This window comes from Mycolicibacterium litorale, assembly GCF_010731695.1.
In the GTDB taxonomy this organism is placed as follows: Bacteria; Actinomycetota; Actinomycetes; order Mycobacteriales; family Mycobacteriaceae; genus Mycobacterium; species Mycobacterium litorale.
On record NZ_AP022586.1, the window covers coordinates 2,988,551 to 3,011,400 of the forward strand.

The 22,850-nt window shown below is 69.1% G+C and carries 24 protein-coding genes; 11 read left to right on the forward strand and 13 right to left on the reverse strand.

Annotation, left to right across the window (positions count from 1 at the left end):
- Positions 1 to 5 precede the first annotated feature (5 nt).
- The 3 genes from G6N30_RS14180 to G6N30_RS14190 are packed head-to-tail and all read right to left on the reverse strand — an operon-like array spanning position 6 to position 2,920.
- Positions 6 to 1,172, reverse strand: a complete 1,167-nt coding sequence (locus tag G6N30_RS14180) for an acyl-CoA dehydrogenase (protein ID WP_134053789.1) — start codon at positions 1,170 to 1,172, stop codon at positions 6 to 8.
- A 39-nt stretch (positions 1,173 to 1,211) separates the two neighbouring features.
- Positions 1,212 to 1,691: a 5-(carboxyamino)imidazole ribonucleotide mutase gene (gene purE / locus G6N30_RS14185; RefSeq protein WP_134055277.1), complete on the reverse strand. Its 480-nt coding sequence runs from the start codon at positions 1,689 to 1,691 to the stop codon at positions 1,212 to 1,214.
- Between the two features lie 29 nt (positions 1,692 to 1,720).
- The gene (locus tag G6N30_RS14190) at positions 1,721 to 2,920 is read right to left on the reverse strand and encodes a 5-(carboxyamino)imidazole ribonucleotide synthase (RefSeq protein WP_234880182.1); all 1,200 of its coding nucleotides are present in this window, start codon (positions 2,918 to 2,920) and stop codon (positions 1,721 to 1,723) included.
- A gap of 141 nt (positions 2,921 to 3,061) precedes the next feature.
- Here G6N30_RS14190 and G6N30_RS14195 point away from each other — a divergent pair, with 141 nt between their 5' ends.
- Positions 3,062 to 3,757: a GtrA family protein gene (locus tag G6N30_RS14195; RefSeq protein ID WP_134053791.1), complete on the forward strand. Its 696-nt coding sequence runs from the start codon at positions 3,062 to 3,064 to the stop codon at positions 3,755 to 3,757.
- On the opposite strand, the gene G6N30_RS14200 is transcribed toward G6N30_RS14195, so the two are convergent.
- Positions 3,712 to 4,230, reverse strand: coding sequence for a PH domain-containing protein (locus G6N30_RS14200; protein WP_134053793.1), 519 nt, complete (start codon positions 4,228 to 4,230; stop codon positions 3,712 to 3,714). The genes G6N30_RS14195 and G6N30_RS14200 overlap by 46 nt on opposite strands.
- A gap of 42 nt (positions 4,231 to 4,272) precedes the next feature.
- On the reverse strand, positions 4,273 to 5,763 hold the full coding sequence (locus tag G6N30_RS14205; RefSeq protein ID WP_134053796.1) for a sugar transferase: 1,491 nt from the start codon (positions 5,761 to 5,763) through the stop codon (positions 4,273 to 4,275).
- Positions 5,764 to 6,299: 536 nt separating this feature from the next.
- Between G6N30_RS14205 and G6N30_RS14210 the strand changes: the two genes are divergently transcribed.
- The 7 genes from G6N30_RS14210 (at position 6,300) to G6N30_RS14240 (ending at position 12,970) form a co-directional block, all read left to right on the forward strand.
- Positions 6,300 to 7,937 carry an acyl-CoA carboxylase subunit beta gene (locus G6N30_RS14210; protein ID WP_134053798.1) on the forward strand — a complete coding sequence of 546 codons (1,638 nt, stop codon included), beginning with the start codon at positions 6,300 to 6,302 and terminating at the stop codon, positions 7,935 to 7,937.
- Between the two features lie 31 nt (positions 7,938 to 7,968).
- The gene (locus G6N30_RS14215; RefSeq protein ID WP_134053800.1) at positions 7,969 to 8,247 is read left to right on the forward strand and encodes an acyl-CoA carboxylase epsilon subunit; all 279 of its coding nucleotides are present in this window, start codon (positions 7,969 to 7,971) and stop codon (positions 8,245 to 8,247) included.
- Positions 8,244 to 8,873, forward strand: a complete 630-nt coding sequence (locus G6N30_RS14220) for a Maf family protein (RefSeq protein WP_134053802.1) — start codon at positions 8,244 to 8,246, stop codon at positions 8,871 to 8,873. Before G6N30_RS14215 ends, G6N30_RS14220 begins: the two co-directional genes overlap by 4 nt.
- 43 nt (positions 8,874 to 8,916) lie before the next feature.
- Positions 8,917 to 9,813 carry a sulfurtransferase gene (locus G6N30_RS14225; protein WP_134053804.1) on the forward strand — a complete coding sequence of 299 codons (897 nt, stop codon included), beginning with the start codon at positions 8,917 to 8,919 and terminating at the stop codon, positions 9,811 to 9,813.
- Complete coding sequence (locus G6N30_RS14230; RefSeq protein ID WP_134053805.1) at positions 9,810 to 10,238, forward strand: SufE family protein; 429 nt, start codon at positions 9,810 to 9,812, stop codon at positions 10,236 to 10,238. The genes G6N30_RS14225 and G6N30_RS14230 overlap by 4 nt, the downstream gene beginning before the upstream one ends.
- A 399-nt stretch (positions 10,239 to 10,637) precedes the next feature.
- On the forward strand, positions 10,638 to 12,446 hold the full coding sequence (locus G6N30_RS14235) for an acetyl-CoA carboxylase biotin carboxylase subunit (RefSeq protein ID WP_134053807.1): 1,809 nt from the start codon (positions 10,638 to 10,640) through the stop codon (positions 12,444 to 12,446).
- A gap of 302 nt (positions 12,447 to 12,748) precedes the next feature.
- On the forward strand, positions 12,749 to 12,970 hold the full coding sequence (locus G6N30_RS14240) for a hypothetical protein (RefSeq protein ID WP_134053809.1): 222 nt from the start codon (positions 12,749 to 12,751) through the stop codon (positions 12,968 to 12,970).
- A 316-nt stretch (positions 12,971 to 13,286) separates the two neighbouring features.
- Here G6N30_RS14240 and G6N30_RS14245 read toward each other — a convergent pair whose 3' ends face one another.
- From G6N30_RS14245 to G6N30_RS14270, 6 genes are all read right to left on the reverse strand, one after another.
- Positions 13,287 to 14,294, reverse strand: coding sequence for a zinc-binding dehydrogenase (locus G6N30_RS14245; RefSeq protein ID WP_134053811.1), 1,008 nt, complete (start codon positions 14,292 to 14,294; stop codon positions 13,287 to 13,289).
- Positions 14,270 to 15,871 carry a phosphonate ABC transporter, permease protein PhnE gene (phnE, locus tag G6N30_RS14250; RefSeq protein ID WP_134053813.1) on the reverse strand — a complete coding sequence of 534 codons (1,602 nt, stop codon included), beginning with the start codon at positions 15,869 to 15,871 and terminating at the stop codon, positions 14,270 to 14,272. The genes G6N30_RS14245 and phnE overlap by 25 nt, the downstream gene beginning before the upstream one ends.
- On the reverse strand, positions 15,868 to 16,671 hold the full coding sequence (gene phnC, locus G6N30_RS14255) for a phosphonate ABC transporter ATP-binding protein (RefSeq protein ID WP_134053815.1): 804 nt from the start codon (positions 16,669 to 16,671) through the stop codon (positions 15,868 to 15,870). The genes phnE and phnC overlap by 4 nt, the downstream gene beginning before the upstream one ends.
- 3 nt (positions 16,672 to 16,674) lie before the next feature.
- Positions 16,675 to 17,643 (reverse strand): phosphate/phosphite/phosphonate ABC transporter substrate-binding protein, encoded by a 969-nt coding sequence (locus G6N30_RS14260; protein WP_134053817.1) that lies wholly within the window; start codon positions 17,641 to 17,643, stop codon positions 16,675 to 16,677.
- Between the two features lie 25 nt (positions 17,644 to 17,668).
- Positions 17,669 to 18,340 carry a phosphonatase-like hydrolase gene (locus G6N30_RS14265; RefSeq protein ID WP_134053819.1) on the reverse strand — a complete coding sequence of 224 codons (672 nt, stop codon included), beginning with the start codon at positions 18,338 to 18,340 and terminating at the stop codon, positions 17,669 to 17,671.
- Between the two features lie 96 nt (positions 18,341 to 18,436).
- Positions 18,437 to 19,552: a TIGR03364 family FAD-dependent oxidoreductase gene (locus tag G6N30_RS14270; RefSeq protein WP_134053821.1), complete on the reverse strand. Its 1,116-nt coding sequence runs from the start codon at positions 19,550 to 19,552 to the stop codon at positions 18,437 to 18,439.
- A gap of 134 nt (positions 19,553 to 19,686) precedes the next feature.
- Between G6N30_RS14270 and G6N30_RS14275 the strand changes: the two genes are divergently transcribed.
- Both G6N30_RS14275 and G6N30_RS14280 read left to right on the forward strand, forming a co-directional pair.
- Positions 19,687 to 20,187 carry an HD domain-containing protein gene (locus tag G6N30_RS14275; protein ID WP_134055279.1) on the forward strand — a complete coding sequence of 167 codons (501 nt, stop codon included), beginning with the start codon at positions 19,687 to 19,689 and terminating at the stop codon, positions 20,185 to 20,187.
- Positions 20,187 to 20,897 carry a GntR family transcriptional regulator gene (locus G6N30_RS14280; RefSeq protein ID WP_134053823.1) on the forward strand — a complete coding sequence of 237 codons (711 nt, stop codon included), beginning with the start codon at positions 20,187 to 20,189 and terminating at the stop codon, positions 20,895 to 20,897. The genes G6N30_RS14275 and G6N30_RS14280 overlap by 1 nt, the downstream gene beginning before the upstream one ends.
- Positions 20,898 to 20,900: 3 nt before the next feature.
- Here G6N30_RS14280 and G6N30_RS14285 read toward each other — a convergent pair whose 3' ends face one another.
- The gene (locus G6N30_RS14285) at positions 20,901 to 21,725 is read right to left on the reverse strand and encodes an alpha/beta fold hydrolase (RefSeq protein ID WP_134053825.1); all 825 of its coding nucleotides are present in this window, start codon (positions 21,723 to 21,725) and stop codon (positions 20,901 to 20,903) included.
- Positions 21,726 to 21,865: 140 nt separating this feature from the next.
- Here G6N30_RS14285 and G6N30_RS14290 point away from each other — a divergent pair, with 140 nt between their 5' ends.
- Positions 21,866 to 22,189: a hypothetical protein gene (locus G6N30_RS14290; RefSeq protein WP_134053827.1), complete on the forward strand. Its 324-nt coding sequence runs from the start codon at positions 21,866 to 21,868 to the stop codon at positions 22,187 to 22,189.
- A 21-nt stretch (positions 22,190 to 22,210) separates the two neighbouring features.
- Here the strand turns inward: G6N30_RS14290 and G6N30_RS14295 are convergent, their stop codons facing one another.
- Positions 22,211 to 22,756: a nucleotidyltransferase family protein gene (locus G6N30_RS14295; protein ID WP_134053829.1), complete on the reverse strand. Its 546-nt coding sequence runs from the start codon at positions 22,754 to 22,756 to the stop codon at positions 22,211 to 22,213.
- Between the last annotated feature and the right edge of the window lie 94 nt (positions 22,757 to 22,850).

Consider the following 22,850-nt stretch of genomic DNA (forward strand, 5'->3'; position numbering starts at 1 on the left):
CTTGGTCAGCGCAGCAGTGCGCGCGACATCACCACGCGCTGAATCTGGTTCGTGCCCTCGTAGATCTGGGTGATCTTGGCGTCTCGCATCATCCGCTCGACCGGGAAGTCGATGGTGTAGCCGGCGCCGCCGAACAGCTGGACCGCGTCGGTGGTCACCTCCATCGCGACATCGGAGGCGAAGCACTTCGACGCCGCCGAGATGAAGCCGAGGTTGCCCTCGCCGCGTTCGGCGCGCGCCGCGGCCGAATAGACCATCAGCCGGGCGGCTTCCACCTTCATGGCCATGTCGGCGAGCATGAACTGGACGCCCTGGAAGTCGCTGATCGACTTCCCGAACTGCTTGCGGTCCTTGGTGTACGCGATCGCCGCATCCACCGCGCCCTGGGCGATACCGACGGCCTGTGCGCCGATGGTCGGGCGGGTGTGGTCCAGCGTCGCGAGTGCGGTCTTGAATCCGGTGCCGGGCTCACCGACGATCCGGTCGCCGGGGATGCGGCAGTTCTCGAAGTACAACTCGGTGGTCGGCGAACCCTTGATGCCGAGCTTGCGTTCCTTGGGCCCTACCGTGAAGCCCTCGTCGTCGATGTGCACCATGAACGCCGAGATGCCGTTGGCGCCCTTGTCGGGATCGGTCACCGCCATCACGGTGTACCAGGATGACTTGCCGCCGTTGGTGATCCAGGCCTTGGCGCCGTTGAGGATCCAGTCGTCGCCGTCGGCCTTGGCGCGGGTGCGCATCGAGGCCGCATCGCTGCCCGCCTCCCGCTCCGAGAGCGCGTAGGAGGCCAGTTGCCCCTCGACGAGGTCGGGCAGCACCTTGCCCTTGAGCTCCTCGGAGCCCCGCAGGATCAGGCCCATGGTCCCGAGCTTGTTCACCGCGGGGATCAGCGACGCCGACGCGTCGACCCGGGCGACCTCTTCGATGACGATGCACGCCGCCACCGAGTCGGCGCCCTGTCCGCCGTACTCCTCCGGTACGTGCACCGCGTTGAATCCCGACGCGTTGAGCGCGTCGAGCGCCTCCTGCGGGAACCGCATCTGCTCGTCGACGTCCGCCGCGTAGGGGGCGATCTCCTTCTCGGCGAGTGCGCGGATCGCCGCGCGCAGTTCCTGGTGCTCCTCGGGCAACTGGAACACGTCGAAGGACGGATTTCCGCTCCAACCAGCCATCGTGGCCTCCTTGCTACTCACCGGTAACTTTACCCGCGGTCACTGGCCGCCGAGTAGCCGGTCCCGCAGCGCGGCGTCCTTCTCGAGCACCATCTGTTCGAGGCCCTCCTGGAACGCGACCATCCGGGCGCGCAGCTTGGGGTCCGCGGCCGCGAGGATCCGCACCGCCAGCAGTCCGGCATTGCGCGCGCCCCCGATCGACACCGTGGCCACCGGCACCCCGGCCGGCATCTGCACGATCGAGAGCAGCGAATCGAGTCCGTCCAGCCGGGCCAGCGGCACCGGCACGCCGATCACCGGCAGCGGCGTGGCCGCGGCGACCATGCCCGGCAGGTGCGCCGCGCCGCCCGCGCCGGCGATGATCACCTCGATACCGCGATCGGCGGCGTTTCGCGCGTAGTCGAGCATGCGCCCGGGTGTGCGGTGAGCCGAGACCACACCGACCTCGAAGGGCACCTCGAACTCGGCCAACGCCTCTGCGGCGTCGGTCATCACCGACCAGTCGCTGTCGCTGCCCATGATCACCCCGACGCGTGGTGCGGGTGCGTTCACCTCGAGAGTCCTTCCCTGCCGTGGACCCCACGGACATCGGCACCGTGCGGATCCCATCCGTCGGTCCACTCGGCGTGGGACAACCAGTGCGCGGCCCGCTCGGCGCGCTCGCGCAGCACCTCGGGATCGTCACCGGTGATGTTGACGTGGCCGATCTTGCGCCCGGGCCGTTCCCCCTTGCCGTACAGGTGGACCTTGGCGTCGGGTATGCGGGCGAAGAGGTGGTGGACGCGTTCGTCCATCGTCATCGCCGGCGTCTGCGGGGCGCCGAGCACGTTGGCCATGACGGTGGCCGGAGTGAGCAGCGCCGTGTCGCCGAGCGGATAGTCCAGGACCGCGCGGACGTGTTGTTCGAACTGGCTGGTGACGGCGCCGTCCATGGTCCAGTGCCCGGAGTTGTGCGGGCGCATGGCGAGTTCGTTGACCAGCAGCCGACCGTCGACGGTCTCGAAGAGTTCGACCGCCAGCACGCCGACCACGCCGAGTTCGGCGGCCAGCCGCAGGGCCAGCTGCTGGGCACTCGCGCCCATCTCGTCGGACAGGTCGGGGGCCGGGGCGAGCACCGTCACGCAGATGCCGTCGCGCTGCACGGTCTCCACCACCGGCCAGGCCGCCCCCTGGCCGAACGGCGAGCGGGCCACCAGGGCGGCGAGTTCGCGACGCATCTGGACGCGCTCCTCGGCGAGCACCGGCACCCCGTCGGCGAGGTACCGGGCGGTGACCTCACGCGCCTCGTCGACGTCGGTGGCCAGCACCACACCACGACCGTCGTAGCCGCCGCGCACGGTCTTGATCACCACCGGTCCGCCGACCTCGGCCGAGAACGCCACGACGTCGTCGACCGTGTCGACGGCGGTGTAGCGCGGGATCGGCGCGCCCATGGCTTCGAGCCGGCGCCGCATCACGAGTTTGTCCTGGGCGTGCACCAGCGCCTCCGGCGGCGGCGCCACGTTGACTCCCTCGGCCACCAGCGTCTCGAGCGCCTCGGTGGGGACGTGCTCGTGGTCGAAGGTCAGCACGGTCGCACCGGCGGCGGCACGGCGCAACGCGTCGATGTCGGTGTGGGATCCGATGACCACGTCGGGGCTCACCAGCGCGGCGGGCTCCTGCGGGCCGGTCGCGAGCACGCGCAGGCTCTGGCCCAGCGCGATCGCCGCCTGATGGGTCATCCTGGCGAGCTGACCGCCGCCGATCATGGCCACCACGGGTGGCGAAGAAGGAGTACTCGGCACGACGCCTATCGTGTCATGGCCGCGACCGGGTTATTGACCAGGAAGGAAGCAGCGATACGACTGGGATACGACAGGGCTCGCCGGACTTACGTAGACTGCCTCCTTGTGTCCTTCGCCGATGCGACGATCAAGAGGCTGCCGCGGCCCATCCGGCCGTATGCCGAGCAGCATCATGAGCTGATCAAGTTCGCGATCGTCGGGGCGACCACGTTCGTCATCGATTCGGCGATCTTCTTCACGCTGAAACTGACGATCCTCGAGCCCAAACCGGTGACGGCGAAGATCATCGCCGGGATCGTCGCGGTCATCGCCTCCTACATCCTCAACAGGGAGTGGAGCTTCCGCGACCGCGGTGGACGTGAGCGACATCACGAGGCGTTGCTGTTCTTCGCGTTCAGCGGCGTCGGCGTGCTGCTGAGCATGCTCCCGCTGTACTTCTCGAGCTATGTGCTGGGCCTGCGGGTGCCCGAGGTCTCACTGACCATCGAGAACATCGCCGACTTCGTCTCCGCCTACATCCTCGGCAATCTGCTGCAGATGGCGTTCCGGTTCTGGGCGTTCCGGCGGTGGGTGTTCCCCGAGGAGTTCGGGCGCAATCCAGACAAGGCGCTGGAGTCGGCCCTCACCAGCGGCGGTATCGCCGAAGCGCTGGAAGACGCCGTCGAGAGCCATGCCGAACCGCGTGCCGAGGACGACCGCAAGACGGGCAACGTCACGCCGCTGCGACGGCCGGCACGGCGCCGGGACAAGCTCGATCAGCTCGGCGACTCTTCGGACCCCAGGGTGTCGAAGACTTCGTGATAGAGCAGTGAGTGCACGTGTTCCACCCGTGGAATGTCGTGGAACTCGAGCGGATCCTGCGCCGCTGACTCGATGATCAGCGTGCCGGTGCGCAGCATGCGGTCCAGCAGGCCGTGCCGAAACTCCACACTGTTGATCCGCGCCAGTGGGATGTCGATGCCCGACCGGGTGAGCAACCCGTGGCGGAACATCACCCGGCGGTCGGTGATCACGAAGTGCGTCGTCCACCAGGTGAGGAACGGCCACACCGACAGCCAGCCGACCAGCACGAGCCAGATCACGCCGATAACGAGGAAGATGACGTTCTTGGCGGTGGCGTCCCACCGCAGCGTGTTGACGTAACCCGCGACGAACGCGGCGGCGGCGCTGGCGAGCAGAAGCACCAGCACCGCACCGATCAACCGCTTCCAGTGCGGATGCCGGTGCAGGACCACCTGCTCGTCCCTGGCCAGCACGTTGTCCGGATAACCCACGGCAGCACTTTACTCAGACGCGAGGACGCCGCGGGTGCCGTTTCAGTAGGCGCCGGAATGACGCAACATCGCCTTGACGGTCTTGAACGCGATCTGGAGGTCGGAGATCATCGACCAGTTCTCGACGTAGAACAGGTCGAGCCGGACCGAGTCCTCCCAGGACAGGTCGGAGCGACCGCTGACCTGCCACAGGCCGGTGATGCCGGGCCGCACCAGCAGGCGGCGCTTCACGTGGTCGTCGTAGGTCTTGACCTCGCCGGCCAGCGGGGGCCGGGGGCCGACGACGCTCATATCGCGCTTGAGGACGTTGATGAACTGCGGCAGCTCGTCGATGCTGTACTTGCGCAGCAGCCGGCCGAGCGGGGTGACCCGGGGATCCTCGCGGATCTTGAACAGCACTCCCCCGTCGCTCTCGTTGAGGTCGGCCAGCTGGGGCAGCATCCTGTCCGCGCCGTCGACCATCGTGCGGAACTTGATCATCTCGAACGGGCGACCGTCGAGGCCGATACGTTCGGACCGGTAGAAGACCGGGCCCCGGCTCGTCAGCTTCACCGCGATCGCGACGGCGATCAGCACCGGCGAGCCGAGCAGCAGGACCGCGCTCGCGAAAGTCATGTCGAACAGCCGCTTCTGGAAGCGCTTGGCGCCGTTGTACTGCGGCTTCTCCACATGGATCAGCGGCAGTCCGGCAACCGGGCGCATGGTCAGGCGCGGACCGGCGACGTCGACGACACCCGGCGCGACCAGCAGGTCGATGTCGAGCTTCTCGAGTTCCCAGGACAGGTCGCGCATCCCGCGACCGTCGAGCCGCTCGGTGGCGGTCACGGCCACGGCCTGGCTCTTGGTCGCGGTCACCGCTCCGACGACGTTGGTCTCGTCACCGAAGGTGGGGATGGAGCCGACCCCGGGGACGTCCAGCTCGGTCTTCTCGAAGCCGCTGGGCACACAGGCACCGACCACGAGGTATTCCGAACCCGTCTCGCGCGCAAGCGATCTGGTGAGATCGCGGATGGCGTGGGGATTGCCGACGACGAGCAGCCGGGTGATGCAGCGGCCGTACTTCTCGCGCAACGAGGCGACGACCCGGCGAGCGATCCAGCGGAACAGCATGAGCGTCACCAGCCCGATCGGCAGTGCGATCATCAGGTAGCCGCGCGCGATGTTGAGCTTGAACAGCATGGACACGATCGCCACCCCGCCGAACACGGCCAAGGTGGCCAACCACACTCGCCGGTACTCCTCGGCCCCCGAGCCGATGACGCGGGGGGAGCGGGCGCGATTGATCGACATCGCCAGCATCCAGGCGACGGCGATGATCACGGACAGCACCGAATACGCGAGGTTCGGATAGGTGTCGGTCTCGCCGGGCAGGCTTCCGAACCGGAGCCACTGCGCGGCGCCGACGGCGGTCACGACCGCCACGAGGTCGACCACCACCAGACGGCGCGCATAGCCGCGCTGCCAGAGTGGCACCCTCCCCGACTCGGCTACCACCTTTGCTGTGAGATCAAGATCCTCATTCACCGCGGTCATGCGGTCCCCCCCGATGTTCAATTGCTCCCACCCGACTTTAACCGACCTCGCATGATCATCTCAAGACGATCACGATTTCGCTCGGCAGCCCGGCATTTATTTTGTGAATTCACGCATCAACGTCTACGGACACGCCCCGCCACTAGCCAGTGGCGTTCGGATCGGCCTACACGCTGCGACGATGCGATTGGAGCCGATAACGGTTGACTTACGCGGGCGTCAATGAGACAATTCCCCGAGTCCGCCCGCGACGTAGCCAGTCGCCCATTGCGCCATGCAATTCATTTTTTCGGCGGAGTCCGTGGATATTCACGAAAAGACGCCCGATTGCGCCCGCCCGCCGTACCCCCGGTATGGCCGCTGATGTGACGTAGAACACAGTCATTTCGTTTGCTGGACGACTTTCGGGCATCGCTTCGCCTCGCGCCCGCCGGACCAGACCTGAGCTCCGGATTCCTAAGGGCATCGTGAGGGCATCGTGCGATTTCTAAGGGCATCGTGAAAGCGCCGCGGGCAGGTGGATAGCATCAAGTCCCATGACGAGCGTGACTGATCCTTCTGCGCCCTCCGGCGCCCATGAGATCGACATTCACACCACGGCGGGCAAGCTGGCTGACCTGCGGAAGCGCACCGAAGAGGCACTGCACCCCGTCGGTGAGGCCGCCGTCGAGAAGGTGCACGCCAAGGGCAAGCTGACTGCCCGCGAGCGCATCCTGGCCCTGCTCGACGAGGACTCGTTCGTCGAACTCGACGCGCTGGCCAAACACCGCAGCACCAACTTCGGTCTGCAGGCCAACCGGCCGCCCGGCGACGGTGTGGTCACCGGCTACGGCACCATCGACGGCCGCGAGGTGTGCATCTTCAGCCAGGACGCCACCGTCTTCGGCGGCAGCCTCGGCGAGGTCTACGGCGAGAAGATCGTCAAGGTGCAGGAGCTGGCCATCAAGACGGGCCGGCCGCTCATCGGCATCAACGACGGCGCCGGCGCGCGCATCCAGGAGGGCGTCGTCTCGCTCGGCCTGTACAGCCGCATCTTCCACAACAACATCAAGGCCTCGGGCGTCATCCCGCAGATCTCACTGATCATGGGCGCCGCGGCGGGCGGTCACGTCTACTCCCCCGCGCTCACCGACTTCGTAATCATGGTCGACAAGACCAGCCAGATGTTCATCACCGGCCCCGACGTCATCAAGACGGTCACCGGTGAAGAGGTGACCATGGAAGAGCTGGGCGGCGGCCACACCCACATGGCGAAGTCAGGCCTGGCGCACTACGTCGCCTCCGGCGAGCAGGACGCGTTCGACTACGTCCGTGACCTGCTGTCCTACCTGCCGCCGAACAACTACGCCGATCCGCCGCGCTACCCGTCGCCGACGCCGGAGGGCCCGATCGAGGAGAACCTCACCGAAGAGGATCTCGAACTCGACACGCTGATCCCGGACTCCCCGAACCAGCCGTACGACATGCACGAGGTCATCACCCGCATCCTCGACGACGACGAGTTCCTGGAGATCCAGGCGGGCTACGCGTCGAACATCATCGTGGGCTTCGGCCGCATCGACGGCCGCCCGGTCGGCATCGTCGCCAACCAGCCGACCCAGTTCGCCGGCTGCCTGGACATCAACGCCTCGGAGAAGGCCGCGCGGTTCGTCCGCACCTGCGACTGCTTCAACATCCCGATCGTGATGCTCGTCGACGTCCCGGGCTTCCTGCCGGGCACCGAGCAGGAGTACAACGGCATCATCCGCCGCGGCGCCAAGCTGCTGTACGCCTACGGCGAGGCGACGGTCGCCAAGATCACCGTCATCACCCGCAAGGCCTACGGCGGCGCGTACTGCGTCATGGGCTCCAAGGACATGGGCTGCGACGTCAACGTCGCATGGCCGACGGCACAGATCGCGGTCATGGGCGCCTCCGGTGCGGTCGGCTTCGTCTACCGCCAGCAGCTCAAGGAAGCGGCAAAGCAGGGCCAGGACGTCGACGCCCTGCGTTTGCAGCTGCAGCAGGAGTACGAGGACACGCTGGTCAACCCGTACATCGCGGCCGAGCGCGGCTATGTGGACGCGGTGATCCCGCCGTCGCACACCCGCGGCTACATCGGCACCGCGTTGCGACTGCTGGAGCGCAAGATCACCCAGACGCCGCCGAAGAAGCACGGCAACATTCCGCTCTAGATCCCAGCTGCGAATCCCCTCCAGGAGACCCATGTCGCAGGACACCGACATCACCGAGGTCAGCGATCACCGTCAGCTGACCATCGATCTGCCCCCGGCCGCGGATCCCCACATCCAGATCGTCAAGGGAGATCCGTCCGACGAGGAGGTCGCGGCGCTGGCCGCGGTACTCGCCGGCGCCGGCGGCGGCCACACCGAACCGGGCCCACAGGAGTTCAACCCGTGGGGCCATCCGGTCGACAAGCTGCGCTACGACGTCACCAGTTGGCAGCGGGTGACGCTGCTGGAGCGGACCCACCTGCGGAGGTGACCCGGGTCGTCCTCGGTTCCGCCTCCTCGGGCCGCCTGAAAGTGTTGCGCCACGCCGGAATCGAGCCGCTGGTCGTCGTCTCCGGTGTCGACGAGGACGCGATCGTCGCGACGCTCGGCGCTGCGGCGCCACCGGATCAGGTGGTGTGCGCCCTGGCCGCGGCCAAGGCCGCCGGCGTGGCGGACGCGTTGACGCCCGACGTTTCCGCCGACTGCGTGGTCATCGGGTGCGACTCCATGCTGTGGTTCGACGGCCGCCTGACCGGTAAACCCGGTTCGGTGGCGGCCGCCCGGGCACAGTGGCAGCTGATGGCGGGCCGCAGCGGTGAGCTGTACACCGGGCACTGCCTGGTGCGGATCCGTGACGGTGTCGTGCAGGGGCGCGAACTGGAGGCGGCGAGCACCACGGTCCGGTTCGGCACACCATCGCCCGCCGATCTGGCGGGCTACCTCGACAGCGGCGAACCCCTCGGTGTCGCAGGCGGTTTCACGCTCGACGGGCTCGGCGGCTGGTTCCTCGACGGGATCGACGGGGATCCGTCCAACGTGATCGGGCTGAGCCTCCCGCTGGTGCGCGGCATGTTCGGCCGGCTCGGCCTGTCGGTCACCCAGCTGTGGGCGCACTGACCACAGGCCCATCGGGAGCCTGACCGGCGGTAGGCTCGTTTCCGTGCCGCTGCCTCCTGATTCCAGCCCCAAACTCGCCGACTACGCCCACCCCGAACGGCTGGTCACCGCCGACTGGCTGGCCAGCAATCTCGGCCGCCCGGGCCTGGCCATCGTGGAGTCCGATGAAGACGTCCTGCTCTACGACACCGGCCACATCCCGGGCGCGGTGAAGATCGACTGGCACGTCGACCTCAACGATCCCCATGTGCGCGACTACATCGACGGTGAGCAGTTCGCCGCGCTGATGGACCGCAAGGGCATCAGCCGTGACGACACCGTGGTGATCTACGGCGACAAGAGCAACTGGTGGGCGGCCTACGCACTATGGGTGTTCACGTTGTTCGGACACCCCGACGTGCGGCTGCTCGACGGCGGGCGCGACCTGTGGATCTCCGACGGACGCGACACCACCCTCGACGTGCCGTCCAAACAGACCAGCGGCTACCCCGTCGTCGAACGCGACGACGCCCCGATCCGCGCGTACCGCGAAGACGTCCTGGCCGTGCTCGGCAAGCAGCCGCTCATCGACGTCCGCTCACCCGCCGAGTACACCGGCGAGCGCACCCACATGCCCGACTATCCCGAAGAGGGCGCCCTGCGCGGCGGGCACATCCCTACCGCCCGGTCGATCCCGTGGAGCAAGGCGGCGCGGGACAACGGACAATTCCGCACCCGGGCCGAGCTCGAGGAGCTCTACGGCTTCCTCAAGCCCGACGACGAGACCGTGGTCTACTGCCGGATCGGCGAGCGTTCGAGCCACACGTGGTTCGTGCTGACGCACCTGCTGGGCCTGCCGGGTGTGCGCAACTACGACGGATCGTGGACGGAATGGGGCAATGCGGTGCGGGTCCCCGTCGCCGTGGGGCCCGATCCGGGTGAGGCGCCCGCGTCGTCATGACCATGACCCCCTCGCTCCCGGGGCCGCTCGCCGCAGTCGTCTCCGAGTTCCAGGAAGTACAGGGACAGGACAAGCTCCGGCTGCTGCTGGAGTTCGCCGACGACCTGCCCGCGCTGCCCGCCGAGCTCGAAGAGGCGGCGATGGAACCGGTGCCGGAATGTCAGTCGCCGCTGTTCCTCCACGTCGACGCCGGGGATCCCGAGCGGGTGCGGCTGTACTTCAGCGCACCCGCCGAAGCGCCGACCACGCGTGGTTTCGCGGCCATTCTCGCGACGGGGCTCGACGAACAGCCGGCCGGCGACATCCTGGCCGTGCCCGACGACTTCTACACCGAGCTGGGACTCGCGGCCCTGATCAGCCCGCTGCGGCTGCGCGGGATGTCGGCGATGCTGACCCGCATCAAACGCCGCCTACGCGACAGCTGACGCACCGGCCGGTTGCGGGGGCCGCGGGCGGCACGAGCCGGTCCGATCCATACCGCTCAATACCTAGGCGCGCAACGAAATTCGCGCTCGTCTCGCCGGCCCCCGGGTGGCGGAGCTTTTCTCGGCTCGCCGGCCTACGAGATGCCCTTCGGCGCGGCGGCCGTCAACGCACCACGGCCGGCCCGACCCCGGTGACGAGAATTGCCGGACCCACGTCACCAACCCTGTGGCGGGGTCCGATGGTGTCCGCGCAGCAGTTTTCGACGGCGTCGGGCGAACTTACCCGTGGGTAACCGACACCGCCTACCGACGGCCACAGGTGCGCCGCTTAAACTCCCCGATAAGTTTCTCAAGACGTTCTTAAGTAAGTGCCCGAAAGGCATACCAGCAGGAGGCGAAGTGGCCAGTCACGCCAGCTCGAAGATCTCCAAGGTGCTTGTCGCCAACCGAGGAGAGATTGCCGTCCGTGTCATCCGGGCGGCCAAGGATGCCGGGCTACAGAGCGTGGCCGTCTACGCCGAACCGGACGCCGACGCACCACACGTGCGGCTCGCCGACGAGGCGTTCGCACTGGGCGGGCAGACCTCGGCGGAGTCCTACCTGGTGTTCGAGAAGCTCCTCGACGCCGCGGCGAAGTCGGGCGCGAATGCGATCCACCCCGGCTACGGCTTCCTCAGCGAGAACGCCGACTTCGCCCAGGCCGTGCTGGACGCCGGCCTGATCTGGATCGGGCCCAGCCCGCAGTCGATCCGCGACCTCGGCGACAAGGTCACCGCCCGCCACATCGCCGCGCGCGCCCAGGCGCCGCTGGTGCCGGGCACCCCGGATCCGGTCAAGGACGCCGACGAGGTCGTCGCGTTCGCCGAGGAGTACGGCGTCCCGGTGGCGATCAAGGCCGCCTTCGGCGGCGGCGGCCGTGGCATGAAGGTCGCGCGCACGATCGCCGAGATCCCCGAACTGTTCGAGTCGGCCACCCGTGAAGCGGTCGCGGCGTTCGGCCGCGGCGAGTGCTTCGTGGAGCGCTACCTCGACAAGCCGCGCCACGTCGAGGCGCAGGTGATCGCCGACACGCACGGCAACGTGGTGGTTGCGGGCACCCGTGACTGCTCGTTGCAGCGCCGGTTCCAGAAGCTGGTCGAAGAAGCGCCGGCACCCTTCTTGACCGACGCGCAGCGCAAGGAGATCCACGAATCGGCCAAGCGGATCTGCAAGGAGGCCGGCTACTACGGTGCGGGCACCGTGGAGTACCTGGTCGGTCAGGACGGGCTGATCTCGTTCCTCGAGGTGAACACCCGCCTGCAGGTGGAGCATCCGGTGACCGAGGAGACCTCGGGGATCGATCTGGTGCGCCAGCAGTTCCGCATCGCCAACGGCGAACCGCTCGACATCACCGAAGACCCCACCCCGCGCGGGCATTCGATCGAGTTCCGCATCAACGGCGAGGACGCCGGGCGTGGCTTCCTGCCCGCCCCCGGGCCGGTGACCAAGTTCGAACCGCCCACGGGCCCGGGCGTGCGCCTGGACTCCGGTGTGGAGAGCGGCTCGGTGATCGGTGGCCAGTTCGACTCGATGCTGGCCAAGCTGATCGTCACCGGCGCCACCCGTGAAGAGGCGCTGGAGCGCTCACGGCGCGCGCTGGCCGAGTTCAACGTCGAGGGTCTGGCCACCGTCATCCCCTTCCACCGCGCGGTCGTCTCGGATCCGGCGTTCATCGGTGACGACAACGGCTTCACCGTCCACACCCGCTGGATCGAAACCGAGTGGGACAACACCATCGAACCGTTCACCGGCGGCGACCCGATCGACGAGGAAGACACGATCCCGCGTCAGACCGTCGTCGTGGAGGTCGGTGGCCGTCGCCTCGAGGTCTCGCTTCCCGGCGATCTGGTGCTCGGCAACGGCGGCGGCGCCGCGGCCCCGGGCGTGGTGCGCAAGAAGCCCAAGCCGCGTAAGCGTGGCGCGCAGGGCGGTGCGGCCGCTTCCGGCGACGCCGTGACCGCGCCCATGCAGGGCACCGTGGTCAAGGTGGCCGTCGAGGAAGGCCAGCAGGTCTCCGCGGGTGACCTCGTGGTGGTCCTGGAGGCCATGAAGATGGAGAACCCGGTGACGGCCCACAAGGACGGTACGGTCACCGGACTCGCGGTCGAGGCGGGCGCTGCGGTCACCCAGGGCACCGTGCTGGCCGAGATCAAGAGCGAAGGCGAGTAACTCCCCCGTTTCCCCTGCCGGCGCAGCCCGATCGACGCGAGTCGAGCGGGCTGCGCCGCAGTCGTTGTGCAGGGTTTTTCCGCGCCGGGCGCTGCCCTTCCACGGCGCATCGCTGCCCGCTTTTCGCCGTCCGTAGGCCACAGTCGCACGCCCCTACGACCACGTGATTTTGCTGCGAATCCCGCTCACACCCCGCCTTCGTCGACCCGGAGGAGCCTTCTTCGCGCTTTTACTGATGTCCGCTTGCACGATGTGCTCTTTACGCAAGCAAAGGTAAGTGGGACTACAAAAGATCACTTCTGGTGGACCACACCATGTCGTTGCCATCCGTCGATGGGGTGGCCACCACGCCGACGTGCGCGTGGGCGAACCATACACCGACGGGCCGACCGGGCAACGGCGGTTCGGCGTTCCGCCAGGGGTTTGACGTCGTCGTTCACCGCATGCCGTGGGTCGAGGGCGAAGATCTCGTCCCGGTCAGCGGCCGCCTCCTCGCCGAAATCGCCGCCCGTCCGAGCCATTGATCGTTTTGCCGACATGTGTCAAGGTAAGCCAGGTCATGCTGCTGCAGCGAATAACGAACCGGCACCGGAGAATTTGCCTTGACGTCAGCAGAGCGCATTAAGTTAATGCCGAATCTTCCCAATTGCCTCTAAGGTTCCGCTCAGGTACAGTTTGCTACGTGCCCGAACGGGGCCAGTGCAGGGAAATGGTCATTGGCGGCGGCGTTCCGTCGTCAGGCACCACATGACGAGGCGGGTAGAGGGACAATCGCCTCAACATTTCGAGGGGGAGCGGTCCCGCTTCTCCGGCGAGAGCCGGAGGAGCGGGGCGCCGCCACTACGGCGCCACCCCCGCACGAAGTATCCCGGGCGCCGTAGCGGTCAGGACCGAGGCGATGTCGTCGAGACCGACCGGTGCGGAAACCACCGAAGCCCACGGGTACGTGTCGCGAGTGCGCTCCAGGAACGCGATCGCCGCCGCCAGGTGCCGCGGCTCGTAGTTGTGGACGCCGCGGATCGTCCACCACCGGCGCACCACGCTCTCCGGGTCGAGCGCGAGCGCCGGACCGGGCATCACCGAACCGGCGAGGACGAGCACTCCCCCGATGTCCAACCGGGGCAGCGCCGCCTCGATCGCCGTGGTCGCGCCGGTGAAGTCGATGAGGACGTCCACCGGCCCACCTGCGTCCACCGCGGCGCCGAAACGACCGGCCACCCGCAGCCGCTCGGCGTCGCGGTCGGTGACCCGCACGTCGGCCCCGCCCTCCGCGCACGCCGCGGCGGCGGTCACACCCAGCATGCCGGCCCCGCAGATCAGCACCCGCCGGCCGGCCGGCGGGCCGGCGGCCTCCAGCGTCGCCATCACCGTGGCCGTCGCGCACGCCGCGGGGGCGGCGACCGGGTCGTCGAGGCCGTCGGGCACGCGCTGCACAGCCACACCGGCGGGCAGGGCGATGTATTGGGAGTAGGCGCCCGACAACGGCCAGTCCCCGGCGAACGGTTCATGCCCCACCTTGCGCACCACCGCGCATTTGGCGCTGCGGCCCGACCGGCAGCGTGGGCACCGCCCGCAGGTGGCGGTGACCGACCAGACCACCCGCTCGCCGACCGCCAGCCCCCGCCGCGGGTCGGGTCTCACGACGTCACCGACGGCTTCGTGGCCCAGCACGCTGGGGCATGGACCGCCCCTGCGGCCGGTGACGGTGTGCAGATCGCTCCCGCACACCGTGGCCAGGCGCACCCGCACGATCAGCGTGTCGTCGGCAGGCACGTCCACATCGCGGATCTCCACGCCGTGGGCGGTCCACACCGCGGCCCGGCTCACACGAGGCGCGACCGGATCCACCCCGACAGCCTCTCGATGGCGTAGACGACGGCGAAGATCACCAGCACGATCGCGCCGGCGACGTCGAAGTTCAGCGTGCGGATCGACTCGAACAGCAGGTACCCGATCCCGCCGGCACCGACGATCCCCAGCACCGTCGAGGTGCGGACGTTGACGTCCAGAAGGTAGAGGCTGGACCCGACCAACGCCGGCATCGCCTGGGGAACGACCGCGGCGAACAGCGTCTTCCACCAGCCGCCGCCCACCGAGCGCACCGCCTCCATCGGGCCGGGGTCGATCTCCTCGACCGCGTCGGCGACCAGTTTGGCGAGGAACCCGATGGATCCGAGCGCCAGCGCGCACGTCCCGGCCACCGGCCCGAGACCGAGCGCGGCGACGAACACCACCGCCAGGATCAACTCGGGCACCGCGCGGACGACCAGGATCCAGGCGCGGGCCGGCCAGTAGCACCAGCGATGCGGGGTGACGTTGCGTGCCGCGAGCAGACCCACCGGCACCGACAGCACCACACCGATCGCGGTCGACACCACGCCGATGGCGACGGTCTGCACGGCGGCGTCGAGCAGCCCGACGCCCATCGCGCCGAAGTTCGGCGGGATCATCCGCGCGAACACGTCGAACGACGGGCCGATCCAGGTCAGCAGCGACCACGGGTTGATCTTCAACTCGGTCAGCGCGGCCACGCTCACCGCGAACAGGATGCCGGACAGCGTGAATCGCCAGATGCGGTCCCTGCGGGGATTCGACGTCGCCGGGCGCAGCAGCGCTCGCCGCACCCCGATGGCCAGCACCTCCATCGCACCGATGATGGCCAGGATCACCAGGACGATCCCCAGGGCGCGCGGATAGATCAACCCACGCAGCGCGTCCTGAAGTGCGAAGCCGATACCTCCCGCGCCGACGAATCCGAGGACGACCGACATCCGCAAATTGATGTCGACGCGGTAGACGAAGGTGCCGATCCAGGACGGGACCACCTGAGGCAGAACGGCATTGACCATCTGCCTGAGGTATCCGGCGCCGGCGCTGCGGACCGCCTCGCGCGGGCCGGGATCGCTCTGTTCGATCGCGTCGGCGAACAGCTTGCCCAGCATCCCGATCGAATGCAGCGCCAGCGCCAGGATGCCGGGCAGTACGCCGATGCCCAGTGCGCGCACGAACAGCACGGCGAACAGTAGGTCGGGCATCGCCCGGCAGAACGTGATGACCGCCCGCGCCACGGCGTACACCGCCGGGTGCGGCGTGGTGTTGCGTGCGGCCAGAAAGGCCAGCGGCACCGACGCGACCGCGGCGAGCACCGTGCCGAGCACCGCCATGAGCAGTGTCTCGACCGCGAGCCCGCCGATCCGGCCAGGGTCGTCGAGGCGGGGCGGCATCATGCGATCCAGAAGCGCCGCGACCTCGTCGAGTCCGTCGATCAGCGCAGCGGGCGCGAAATCGATGTACCAGGCGGCGGCGATCGTCGCGACGAACGCGCAGAGCGCGACCAGCTGCACGGGACCCGGCGCCGGCAACCGGCCCGGACTCCGCGACGGCGTCCCGGTGGGGCGCGGGCGGGCCGGCAGTGACGTGCTCACGACCGCGCGGCCGGCCCCGCGACCGCCGGATCGACCCGCCGGTAGATGGCCAGCACGTCGTCGCGGTTCATGCCGACCGCAGGCCGGTCGAGTACCTTGCGGCCGTTACGCAGGCCGACGAGGCGATGGGCCCAGCCCAGCGCGAGATCGACCTGATGCAGGGTGCATACGACGGTGAGCTTCTCTTCGATGCAGACGCGGAAGAGCATGTCCATGACGACCCCGGCGTTCTCGGGGTCCAGGGAGGCGACGGGTTCGTCGGCGAGCAGCAGCGCCGGCCGCTGCATGAGGGTCCTGGCGATCGCCACCCGCTGCTGCTGCCCACCGGAGAGGGTGTCGGCGCGTCGTTCCGCGAAGTCGGCCAGACCGACCCGGTCGAGGTGGCCGAGCGCCTCCTCGCGCATCGCCCGCGGGTAGGTCAGTGCCCCGTAGCGCGGCAGGCTCAGCCTGCCGAGCCCGCCGATGAGAACGTTCTCCAGACAGCTGAGCCGGCCGACGAGGTTGAACTGCTGGAAGACGAACCCCACCCGGCGGCGCAGCCTGCGCAGCTCCGGCTCGGACGCCGTGTCGACGCGGGTCCCACCCACGTTGATCTGGCCCGAGGTGACCGGATGCAGGCCGTTGAGGCACCGCAGCAGCGTGGATTTGCCGGAGCCGGAAAGTCCGAGCAGCACCAGCATTTCGCTGCGGTGCACATCGAGCGAGACGTCGTCGAGCGCGAGGGTGTCGCCGAACCGCTTGGTGACGTTGCGGACGGCGACCACCACGTCATCGCCGGCGACCGAGTGGTCGGGGTCCACGCGTCAGGCCTTGCACTTCTCGGAGCCGGTGACCTCACAGACCTTGCGCACGCCGTCGTAGGCCGAGTCGTCCACGGGGACCACACCCCAGGCGCGTTCGTCGGTGATCAGGCAGTCGTCGGCCTCGCAGAACCCTTCGGCCGCCATGACCTTGGCGTTGGCCTTCTGGGTGAAGACGCTTTCGAGCTTGCCGATGGCGTCGGCGCCCAGCGCGTCGTTGGCCGCGAACACCGATCCGGCGATCATCTCGGACTTCCACACGGTCTTGAGGTCACCGGGTGCGAGATCACCCTTCTGCACCATGGTCTCGTCGACCATGCTGTCGAATGCGAACCCGGCATCGCAATCGCCGTTCTTGATCGACAGCGCCGACGCGTCGTGGCCGCCGGCGTAGATCGGGGTCATCGCCGCGGAGATGTCTGCCTCGGAGCCCGACTTGATCACCCCGGCCTCGATCAGTCCTGCGGTCGGGTACAGGAAGCCGGAGGTGGAGCCCGGGTCGACAAAGCACACCTTCTTACCCGCGAAATCGTTGAGGCCGTTGATCGCTGCGTTGTCGGCGCGGGCCAGGCCGTACGACTGGTAGCCGGGATCGGCGCCTTCGGACTCGATGACGGCGCCCAGCGGCGTGAGCTTCGCCCCGTTGAGTCCGGCGACGACGTAGGCGAACGGCCCGAAGAACGCGAGGTCGACGTTGCCGGCGATCATCCCCTCGACCACGCCGGCGTAGTCGGAGGCCTGCACGAACTCGACGGTGGAGCCGGTCTCCTTCTCCAGCAGCGCGATGAGCGGGTCGTAGCTGGCGCGCATGTCGGCGGAGTTCTCCGCGGGAACGGCGGCGAGTGTGATGGTGTCCGGGAAGCCGTTGTCGTTGGGGGCCTCGGACGCGGTGTCCGAACTCGAACACCCGGCGACCAGGAGGACCGCCGCCGCGGCGGCCGCGGTGGCGAGGCGAGTGAATCTGTGTGTCATGTGCAGCAGTCCTTTTCGAGTGGTTTCAGGCGGCGAGCAGGAGGTCGGGCAGCGCGGCGACGGAGTCGAGCACGTGGGAAGCGCCTGCGGCGCGCAGCGCGGGTTCGTCGTGGGCACCGGTCAGGACCCCGGCGACCGTCGCGGCGCCGGCCCGCAGGCCGCACACGATGTCGGTCGAGGTGTCCCCGACGACGGCGACCTTGCGCACGTCGTCGACGCCGGCGCGCATGAGCGCGGTGAGCACCAGGTCGGGATGAGGCCGGCCACGCACGCCCGGCCCGGGTGCGAGCACCACATCGGCGATGTCGCCCCAGCCCAGCGCGTCGAGGATGCGCTGCTGGGTCGCCGGGCTGAATCCGGTGGTCAGCGCCACCCGGACGCCCGCATCGCGTAACGCCGAAATCGCCTCCGCCGCGCCGGGAATGGGGCTCACGTCGCCGTCCACGAAATCTCCGTAGGCCTGCTCGAAGGCGGCGTTGGCTTCCCGGGCGCGCTCGTCGGTGCCGAACAGAGCACCGAAGACCTCGATCTTGGACTGGCCCATGGTGTCGAGCACGTACCGTCGGGCGCGGTCACGCTCGGGGCCGGCCTCGGGCAGTCCTACGGCGGTCGCAGCCTCGTCGAAGGCGCGGATCACCAGCCCGTCGTCGCGCACGGTGGTGCCTGCCATGTCGAGTACTGCGAGTTCTGTTTGCATGCGGATCACTCTCTGATGCGTTGTGTGCCTGGCGGTTCCGCGGGCCGGAACGCGGGGTTAACAGCTTCCGAAGAATCGGTCTATACCAATCGGAGGTCACAGGCCGATGAGGTCGGCGGTCTGCTCGGCGATCGCCGGGCCGAGCGTCATCCCGCGACCGCCCGGCCCCGTCACGATGTGGACAGCGGCGTCCGGCGACCGGCGGCAGACCAGTTCGCCCGGATCGATGCACTGGCTGTACACCCCCGCCCAGCGTCGTTCGACCGGCGGAAGTGGGCGCCCCAGCAGCTCTTCGACCAGCCCGGTGAGGTATGTGTACGGACCCTCGGACACGTCGAAGGTGAACGGTTCGGCGTACTCGTGGGTGTCGCCGATCGTCAGCCCGCCGTGCAGCCGCTGCACACACAGCAGTTGCATGTGATGGTGTTCGGCGACCACGTCCTGCGGCTGGGTACGCGCGAGATCGTCCGCGGCGGCACCCGCGAAACCCGGGTAGTAGCGCATGCTGTCGCCGTCGGCGATCGCGGTCGGGAACTGTTCGCCCAGCGGAGCCGTCTGCATCATCTGCAGCCGCACCCGGCGCACCGGCAGCTCGCCGGCGAGCTCGCGGACCAGCCCACCGTGGGCCGCGCCGGTACACACGACGACGAGGTCCCCGTCGTGCTGCGTGCCGTGGTCGTCGCGAACGCCGTGGCCCGACACCGCCCGCACTTCGGTCGCAGGCAGGAAGGTGTACCGGCCCGTCGCGGACAGATACGCGCGGATCGCCGGCAGGGCTTGGCGGGATTCCACGGCCGCGTCGCGCGAACAGTGCAGCGCGGCAACGAACTTGCCCCGCAGCGCGGGATTGAGCGTGCGTGCTTCGTCGGGGTCGAGGACGGTGAAGCCGCGCGCGGCGGCGTCGGATCGTCCGGCGACCTCCTCGGCCACCGCGAGCTCGGCCGGTGTGCGCAGCAGGGTCAGCGAGCCCGTCGGACGGAACCCGATGCCGGGCACCGCCGCACCGAGCCGCTCCCACAGTTCGCGGGCACGCAGGGCGGCGTCGAGTTCACCGCGGGTCCGGCCCGACACCCAGACGAGCCCGAAGTTGCGCACCGTGGCGCCGCGTGCTTCCGGTTCGCGTTCGAGGTGGACGACGTGGTGGCCGCGCCGGACCGCCTCCATGGCGTGTGCGGTGCCGAGGATCCCGCCACCGACGATGATGATGCGCATGGGCGCACCCTCCCGCCGCCCGGCGACCGGGCGCCGACGCCGAGGTGGGCGGCAGGCGAACGCCAGGTGAACCATTGGTATAGACCAATTGCTGTTACGCTGTGCCCGTGTCGATCCGGGAGCAGACGATCACCATGCTCGAGTCCCTGCGCGGGGTATGGGACGAACTGGCCGTCGATGAACTCGACCACGCGCTGCAGTCCGCAGCCCGCGCCCTCGACGACGGCGCCGACGACGAACTGGTCCTCGCGTCGGCGCTGCACGACATCGGCCACAGCTCGTTGCTCGCCTGCGGTTCGGTGCCGCACGACCGGGTGGCCCGTGACTGGCTCACACCCCGGTTCGGTGCCCGCGTGGGGTGGCTGGCCGGCGCCCACGTCGCCGCGAAGCGCTATCTCGCCGCGACCGAACCCGCCTACGCCCGGACCCTGTCCGACGTCTCGGTCGCCTCGCTGCACGCGCAGGGCGGCGCCGCGGTCGATCCGGCCTTCGTCGCGCACCCGTGGTGGCCGGACGCGTTGCGGCTGAGGCGTTTCGACGACGCGGCCAAGAACCCCACCGCACGCGGGACCGACATCGACACGGTGGCGGGGTTGGCCGAACGCGTCGCGGCCGCCGGGGCGGGGCCGGCGTGATGGCCGGCGCGATCAAGGTGTCCAAGACCCATCTGGTGCGAACCGAACTCGACAGCCTGCTGGCGGGACTGGACATCGGCGACGCCGTCCCCGCCGAGCGCGAACTGGCCGTTCGCTTCGGCGTGGCACGGGAAACGGTGCGCCAGGCCCTCCACGAGCTGCTCGTCGAGGGCCGCATCGAACGCCGCGGCCGCGGCACCGTCGTCGCGAAGCCCAAACTGGTGCAACCGCTGTCGCTGCGGTCCTACACCGAGGGCGCCGAGCGGATGGGCCGCACGCCGGGCCGCGTCCTGGTCTCCTGGGACGACGTTCGTGCCGACGCGGAGATGGCCACCGCTCTCGGTGTGCGGCGCGGGGCCAAGGTGATGCACCTCGAACGGGTCCTGCTGGCCGACGGCGACCGGATCGGACTGGAGAGCACCTACCTGACCGTGGCGCGGTTCGGCTGGTTGCGGGAGTCTTTCGATCCGGCCACCTCGCTCTATGCGGCGCTGCGCGCATCCGGCGTCGAGTTCGGCGCCGCGCTCGAGCGGATCGAGACCGCCCTGCCGTCACCGCGGGAGGCGGCACTGCTCGGCACCACCACCGCGATGCCGGTGCTCATGCTGAACCGGCGCACGGTCGACGTGGCCGACCACCCGATCGAGTTGGTGCGTGCGATCTACCGCGGCGATCGGGTGGCCTTCGAGACATTCCTCGCCGACCGGTGACGGTCAGGAGCGGATGAACTCCAGCAGATCGGCGTTGATCGTGTCCGCCTGTGTGGTGGGCATCCCGTGCGGGAAGCCGGCGTAGGTCTTGAGGGTGCCGTTGGCCAGCAGTTCGGCCGAGAGCGGCCCGGAGTCCGCGTACGGGACGATCTGATCGTCGTCGCCGTGCATCACCAGCACGGGGATCGTGATCTTGCGCAGGTCATCGGTGAAGTCGGTCTGCGAGAACGCGACGATCCCGTCGTAGTGCGCCTTGGCCCCGCCCATCATCCCCTGGCGCCACCAGTTCTGGATGATCGCCTCCGACGGTTCGGCGCCAGGCCGGTTGAAGCCGTAGAACGGTCCGGACGGCAACGCCCGGTAGAACTCGGAGCGGTTGGCCGCCAACTGCGCCTGCAGATCGTCGAAGACGGACTTGGGCAGGCCGCCCGGATTGCTCTCGGTCTGCACCATCAGTGGCGGCACGGCGCTGATCAGCGCCGCCTTGGCGGCGCGGCTCTCGCCGTGGCGGGCGAGGTAGTGCGCGACTTCCCCACCGCCGGTGGAGTGCCCGACGTGCACGGCGTCGTGCAGGTCCAGGTGTGCGACGACGGCGGCGAGATCGTCGGCGTAGTGGTCCATGTCGTGGCCGTCGGCGGTCTGCGTGGAACGGCCGTGGCCGCGGCGGTCGTGCGCGACCACGCGGTAGCCCCGGTGCAGGAAGAACAGCATCTGGGTGTCCCAGTCGTCCGACGACAAGGGCCAGCCGTGGCTGAACACGATGGGCTGACCCGAACCCCAGTCTTTGTAGAAGATCTCGACGCCGTCGTCGGTGGTGATGGTGGGCATGCTTTTCTCCTCGCTCGGGCAACGGCCGGGCCGTCGGTGTGCGCGTGTGCGCGTGTGCGTCCGCGGCAACGCTGCCGCCCCGGAAACGTAGTCCCTCCGTCGTTAGAGTTCACCCCGGGCGAGAAGAAGGAGGCCGAATCATGGAACCGGTCGAGATCAACGCGGGTGCGTGGTACCTACGGGCGCTGCGCGCCGACGCCCTGATGGACGACCGCCCGGCGCTGCGGGACCTCGGCGAGGCGGACCCGGACCACGTCGGCCGGGCCGCCGGCGACTGGACCGGCGATGTCCGCTACACCTGGGCGGTGTGCGAACCGACCACCGGCGAACTGCTGGCCGAGGTCGCGCTGCGGCCGGACACCGGCGACGTCTCCGCACGGACGCGCCCGGGACACGATGACGCCGCCGAGGCGGCGGTCGAGGCCGTCCGCCGGTTCGCCACCGCACTCGACCTCGGGAGCTGAGCGCCCGAACCGGAACCAGCGTCAGGGTTCGTCCACGTCCCTCCCGGTGGCGAGGTCCCCGCACTCCACCGCGACGACGTCGTCGCGGTGCCGGAGGAACCACCGCGCGCCCTCGTCGCCGTCGAGCGAGGCGAGCAGCGCCGGCCAGTGCCGCCGCGCGATCACCACCGGATGACCGGGCCTGCCGTGGTAGACGGCGCGCGCCACCCCGCCGGTGGCCGTGCGTGCCGCGTCGAGGACCCTGCGGATCACGTCGGCCCCCACGTCCGGAGTGTCCACCGTGTGCAGGACGGCCGCGTCGGCGGGGCCGATCGCCGCCACGCCCGCGCGCACCGATGCGCTGAGCCCCTCACTCCAGTCCGGGGCGACCACCGCCCGCGCCGCACCCGGTACGTCGACGACGGCCGCGCCCAGCACCACCACGACGTCGTCACACCCTCCGCCGAACAGCGCATCCACCCCGCTGCGCAACCAGAGGCCGTCGTGGGCAAGGACTTTCGGCATGCCGTACCGAGTGCCGGCGCCCGCCGCGAGCAGCACACCGGCCGCAGACCAGGTTTGCGACATACCCACCAGTGTCACCTGCCGGTGCGGGCGATCGACCGTCGCCCGCCGAGTCGACGAATCCGCAGGTGAAGCGTTGGTGAGAAAGTAGACGGCG

What these genes read in the sequence shown, in the direction of transcription:
- G6N30_RS14180 (WP_134053789.1), bottom strand. Translation starts at nt 1,172, where the DNA reads ATGGCTGGTTGGAGCGGAAATCCGTCCTTCGACGTGTTCCAGTTGCCC.
- purE (WP_134055277.1), bottom strand. Translation starts at nt 1,691, where the DNA reads ATGGGCAGCGACAGCGACTGGTCGGTGATGACCGACGCCGCAGAGGCG.
- G6N30_RS14190 (WP_234880182.1), bottom strand. Translation starts at nt 2,920, where the DNA reads ATGATCGGCGGCGGTCAGCTCGCCAGGATGACCCATCAGGCGGCGATC.
- G6N30_RS14205 (WP_134053796.1), bottom strand. Translation starts at nt 5,763, where the DNA reads ATGACCGCGGTGAATGAGGATCTTGATCTCACAGCAAAGGTGGTAGCC.
- G6N30_RS14210 (WP_134053798.1), top strand. Translation starts at nt 6,300, where the DNA reads ATGACGAGCGTGACTGATCCTTCTGCGCCCTCCGGCGCCCATGAGATC.
- G6N30_RS14215 (WP_134053800.1), top strand. Translation starts at nt 7,969, where the DNA reads ATGTCGCAGGACACCGACATCACCGAGGTCAGCGATCACCGTCAGCTG.
- G6N30_RS14230 (WP_134053805.1), top strand. Translation starts at nt 9,810, where the DNA reads ATGACCATGACCCCCTCGCTCCCGGGGCCGCTCGCCGCAGTCGTCTCC.
- G6N30_RS14260 (WP_134053817.1), bottom strand. Translation starts at nt 17,643, where the DNA reads ATGACACACAGATTCACTCGCCTCGCCACCGCGGCCGCCGCGGCGGCG.
- G6N30_RS14265 (WP_134053819.1), bottom strand. Translation starts at nt 18,340, where the DNA reads ATGCAAACAGAACTCGCAGTACTCGACATGGCAGGCACCACCGTGCGC.
- G6N30_RS14270 (WP_134053821.1), bottom strand. Translation starts at nt 19,552, where the DNA reads ATGCGCATCATCATCGTCGGTGGCGGGATCCTCGGCACCGCACACGCC.
- G6N30_RS14275 (WP_134055279.1), top strand. Translation starts at nt 19,687, where the DNA reads ATGCTCGAGTCCCTGCGCGGGGTATGGGACGAACTGGCCGTCGATGAA.
- G6N30_RS14280 (WP_134053823.1), top strand. Translation starts at nt 20,187, where the DNA reads ATGGCCGGCGCGATCAAGGTGTCCAAGACCCATCTGGTGCGAACCGAA.
- G6N30_RS14285 (WP_134053825.1), bottom strand. Translation starts at nt 21,725, where the DNA reads ATGCCCACCATCACCACCGACGACGGCGTCGAGATCTTCTACAAAGAC.
- G6N30_RS14290 (WP_134053827.1), top strand. Translation starts at nt 21,866, where the DNA reads ATGGAACCGGTCGAGATCAACGCGGGTGCGTGGTACCTACGGGCGCTG.
- G6N30_RS14295 (WP_134053829.1), bottom strand. Translation starts at nt 22,756, where the DNA reads ATGTCGCAAACCTGGTCTGCGGCCGGTGTGCTGCTCGCGGCGGGCGCC.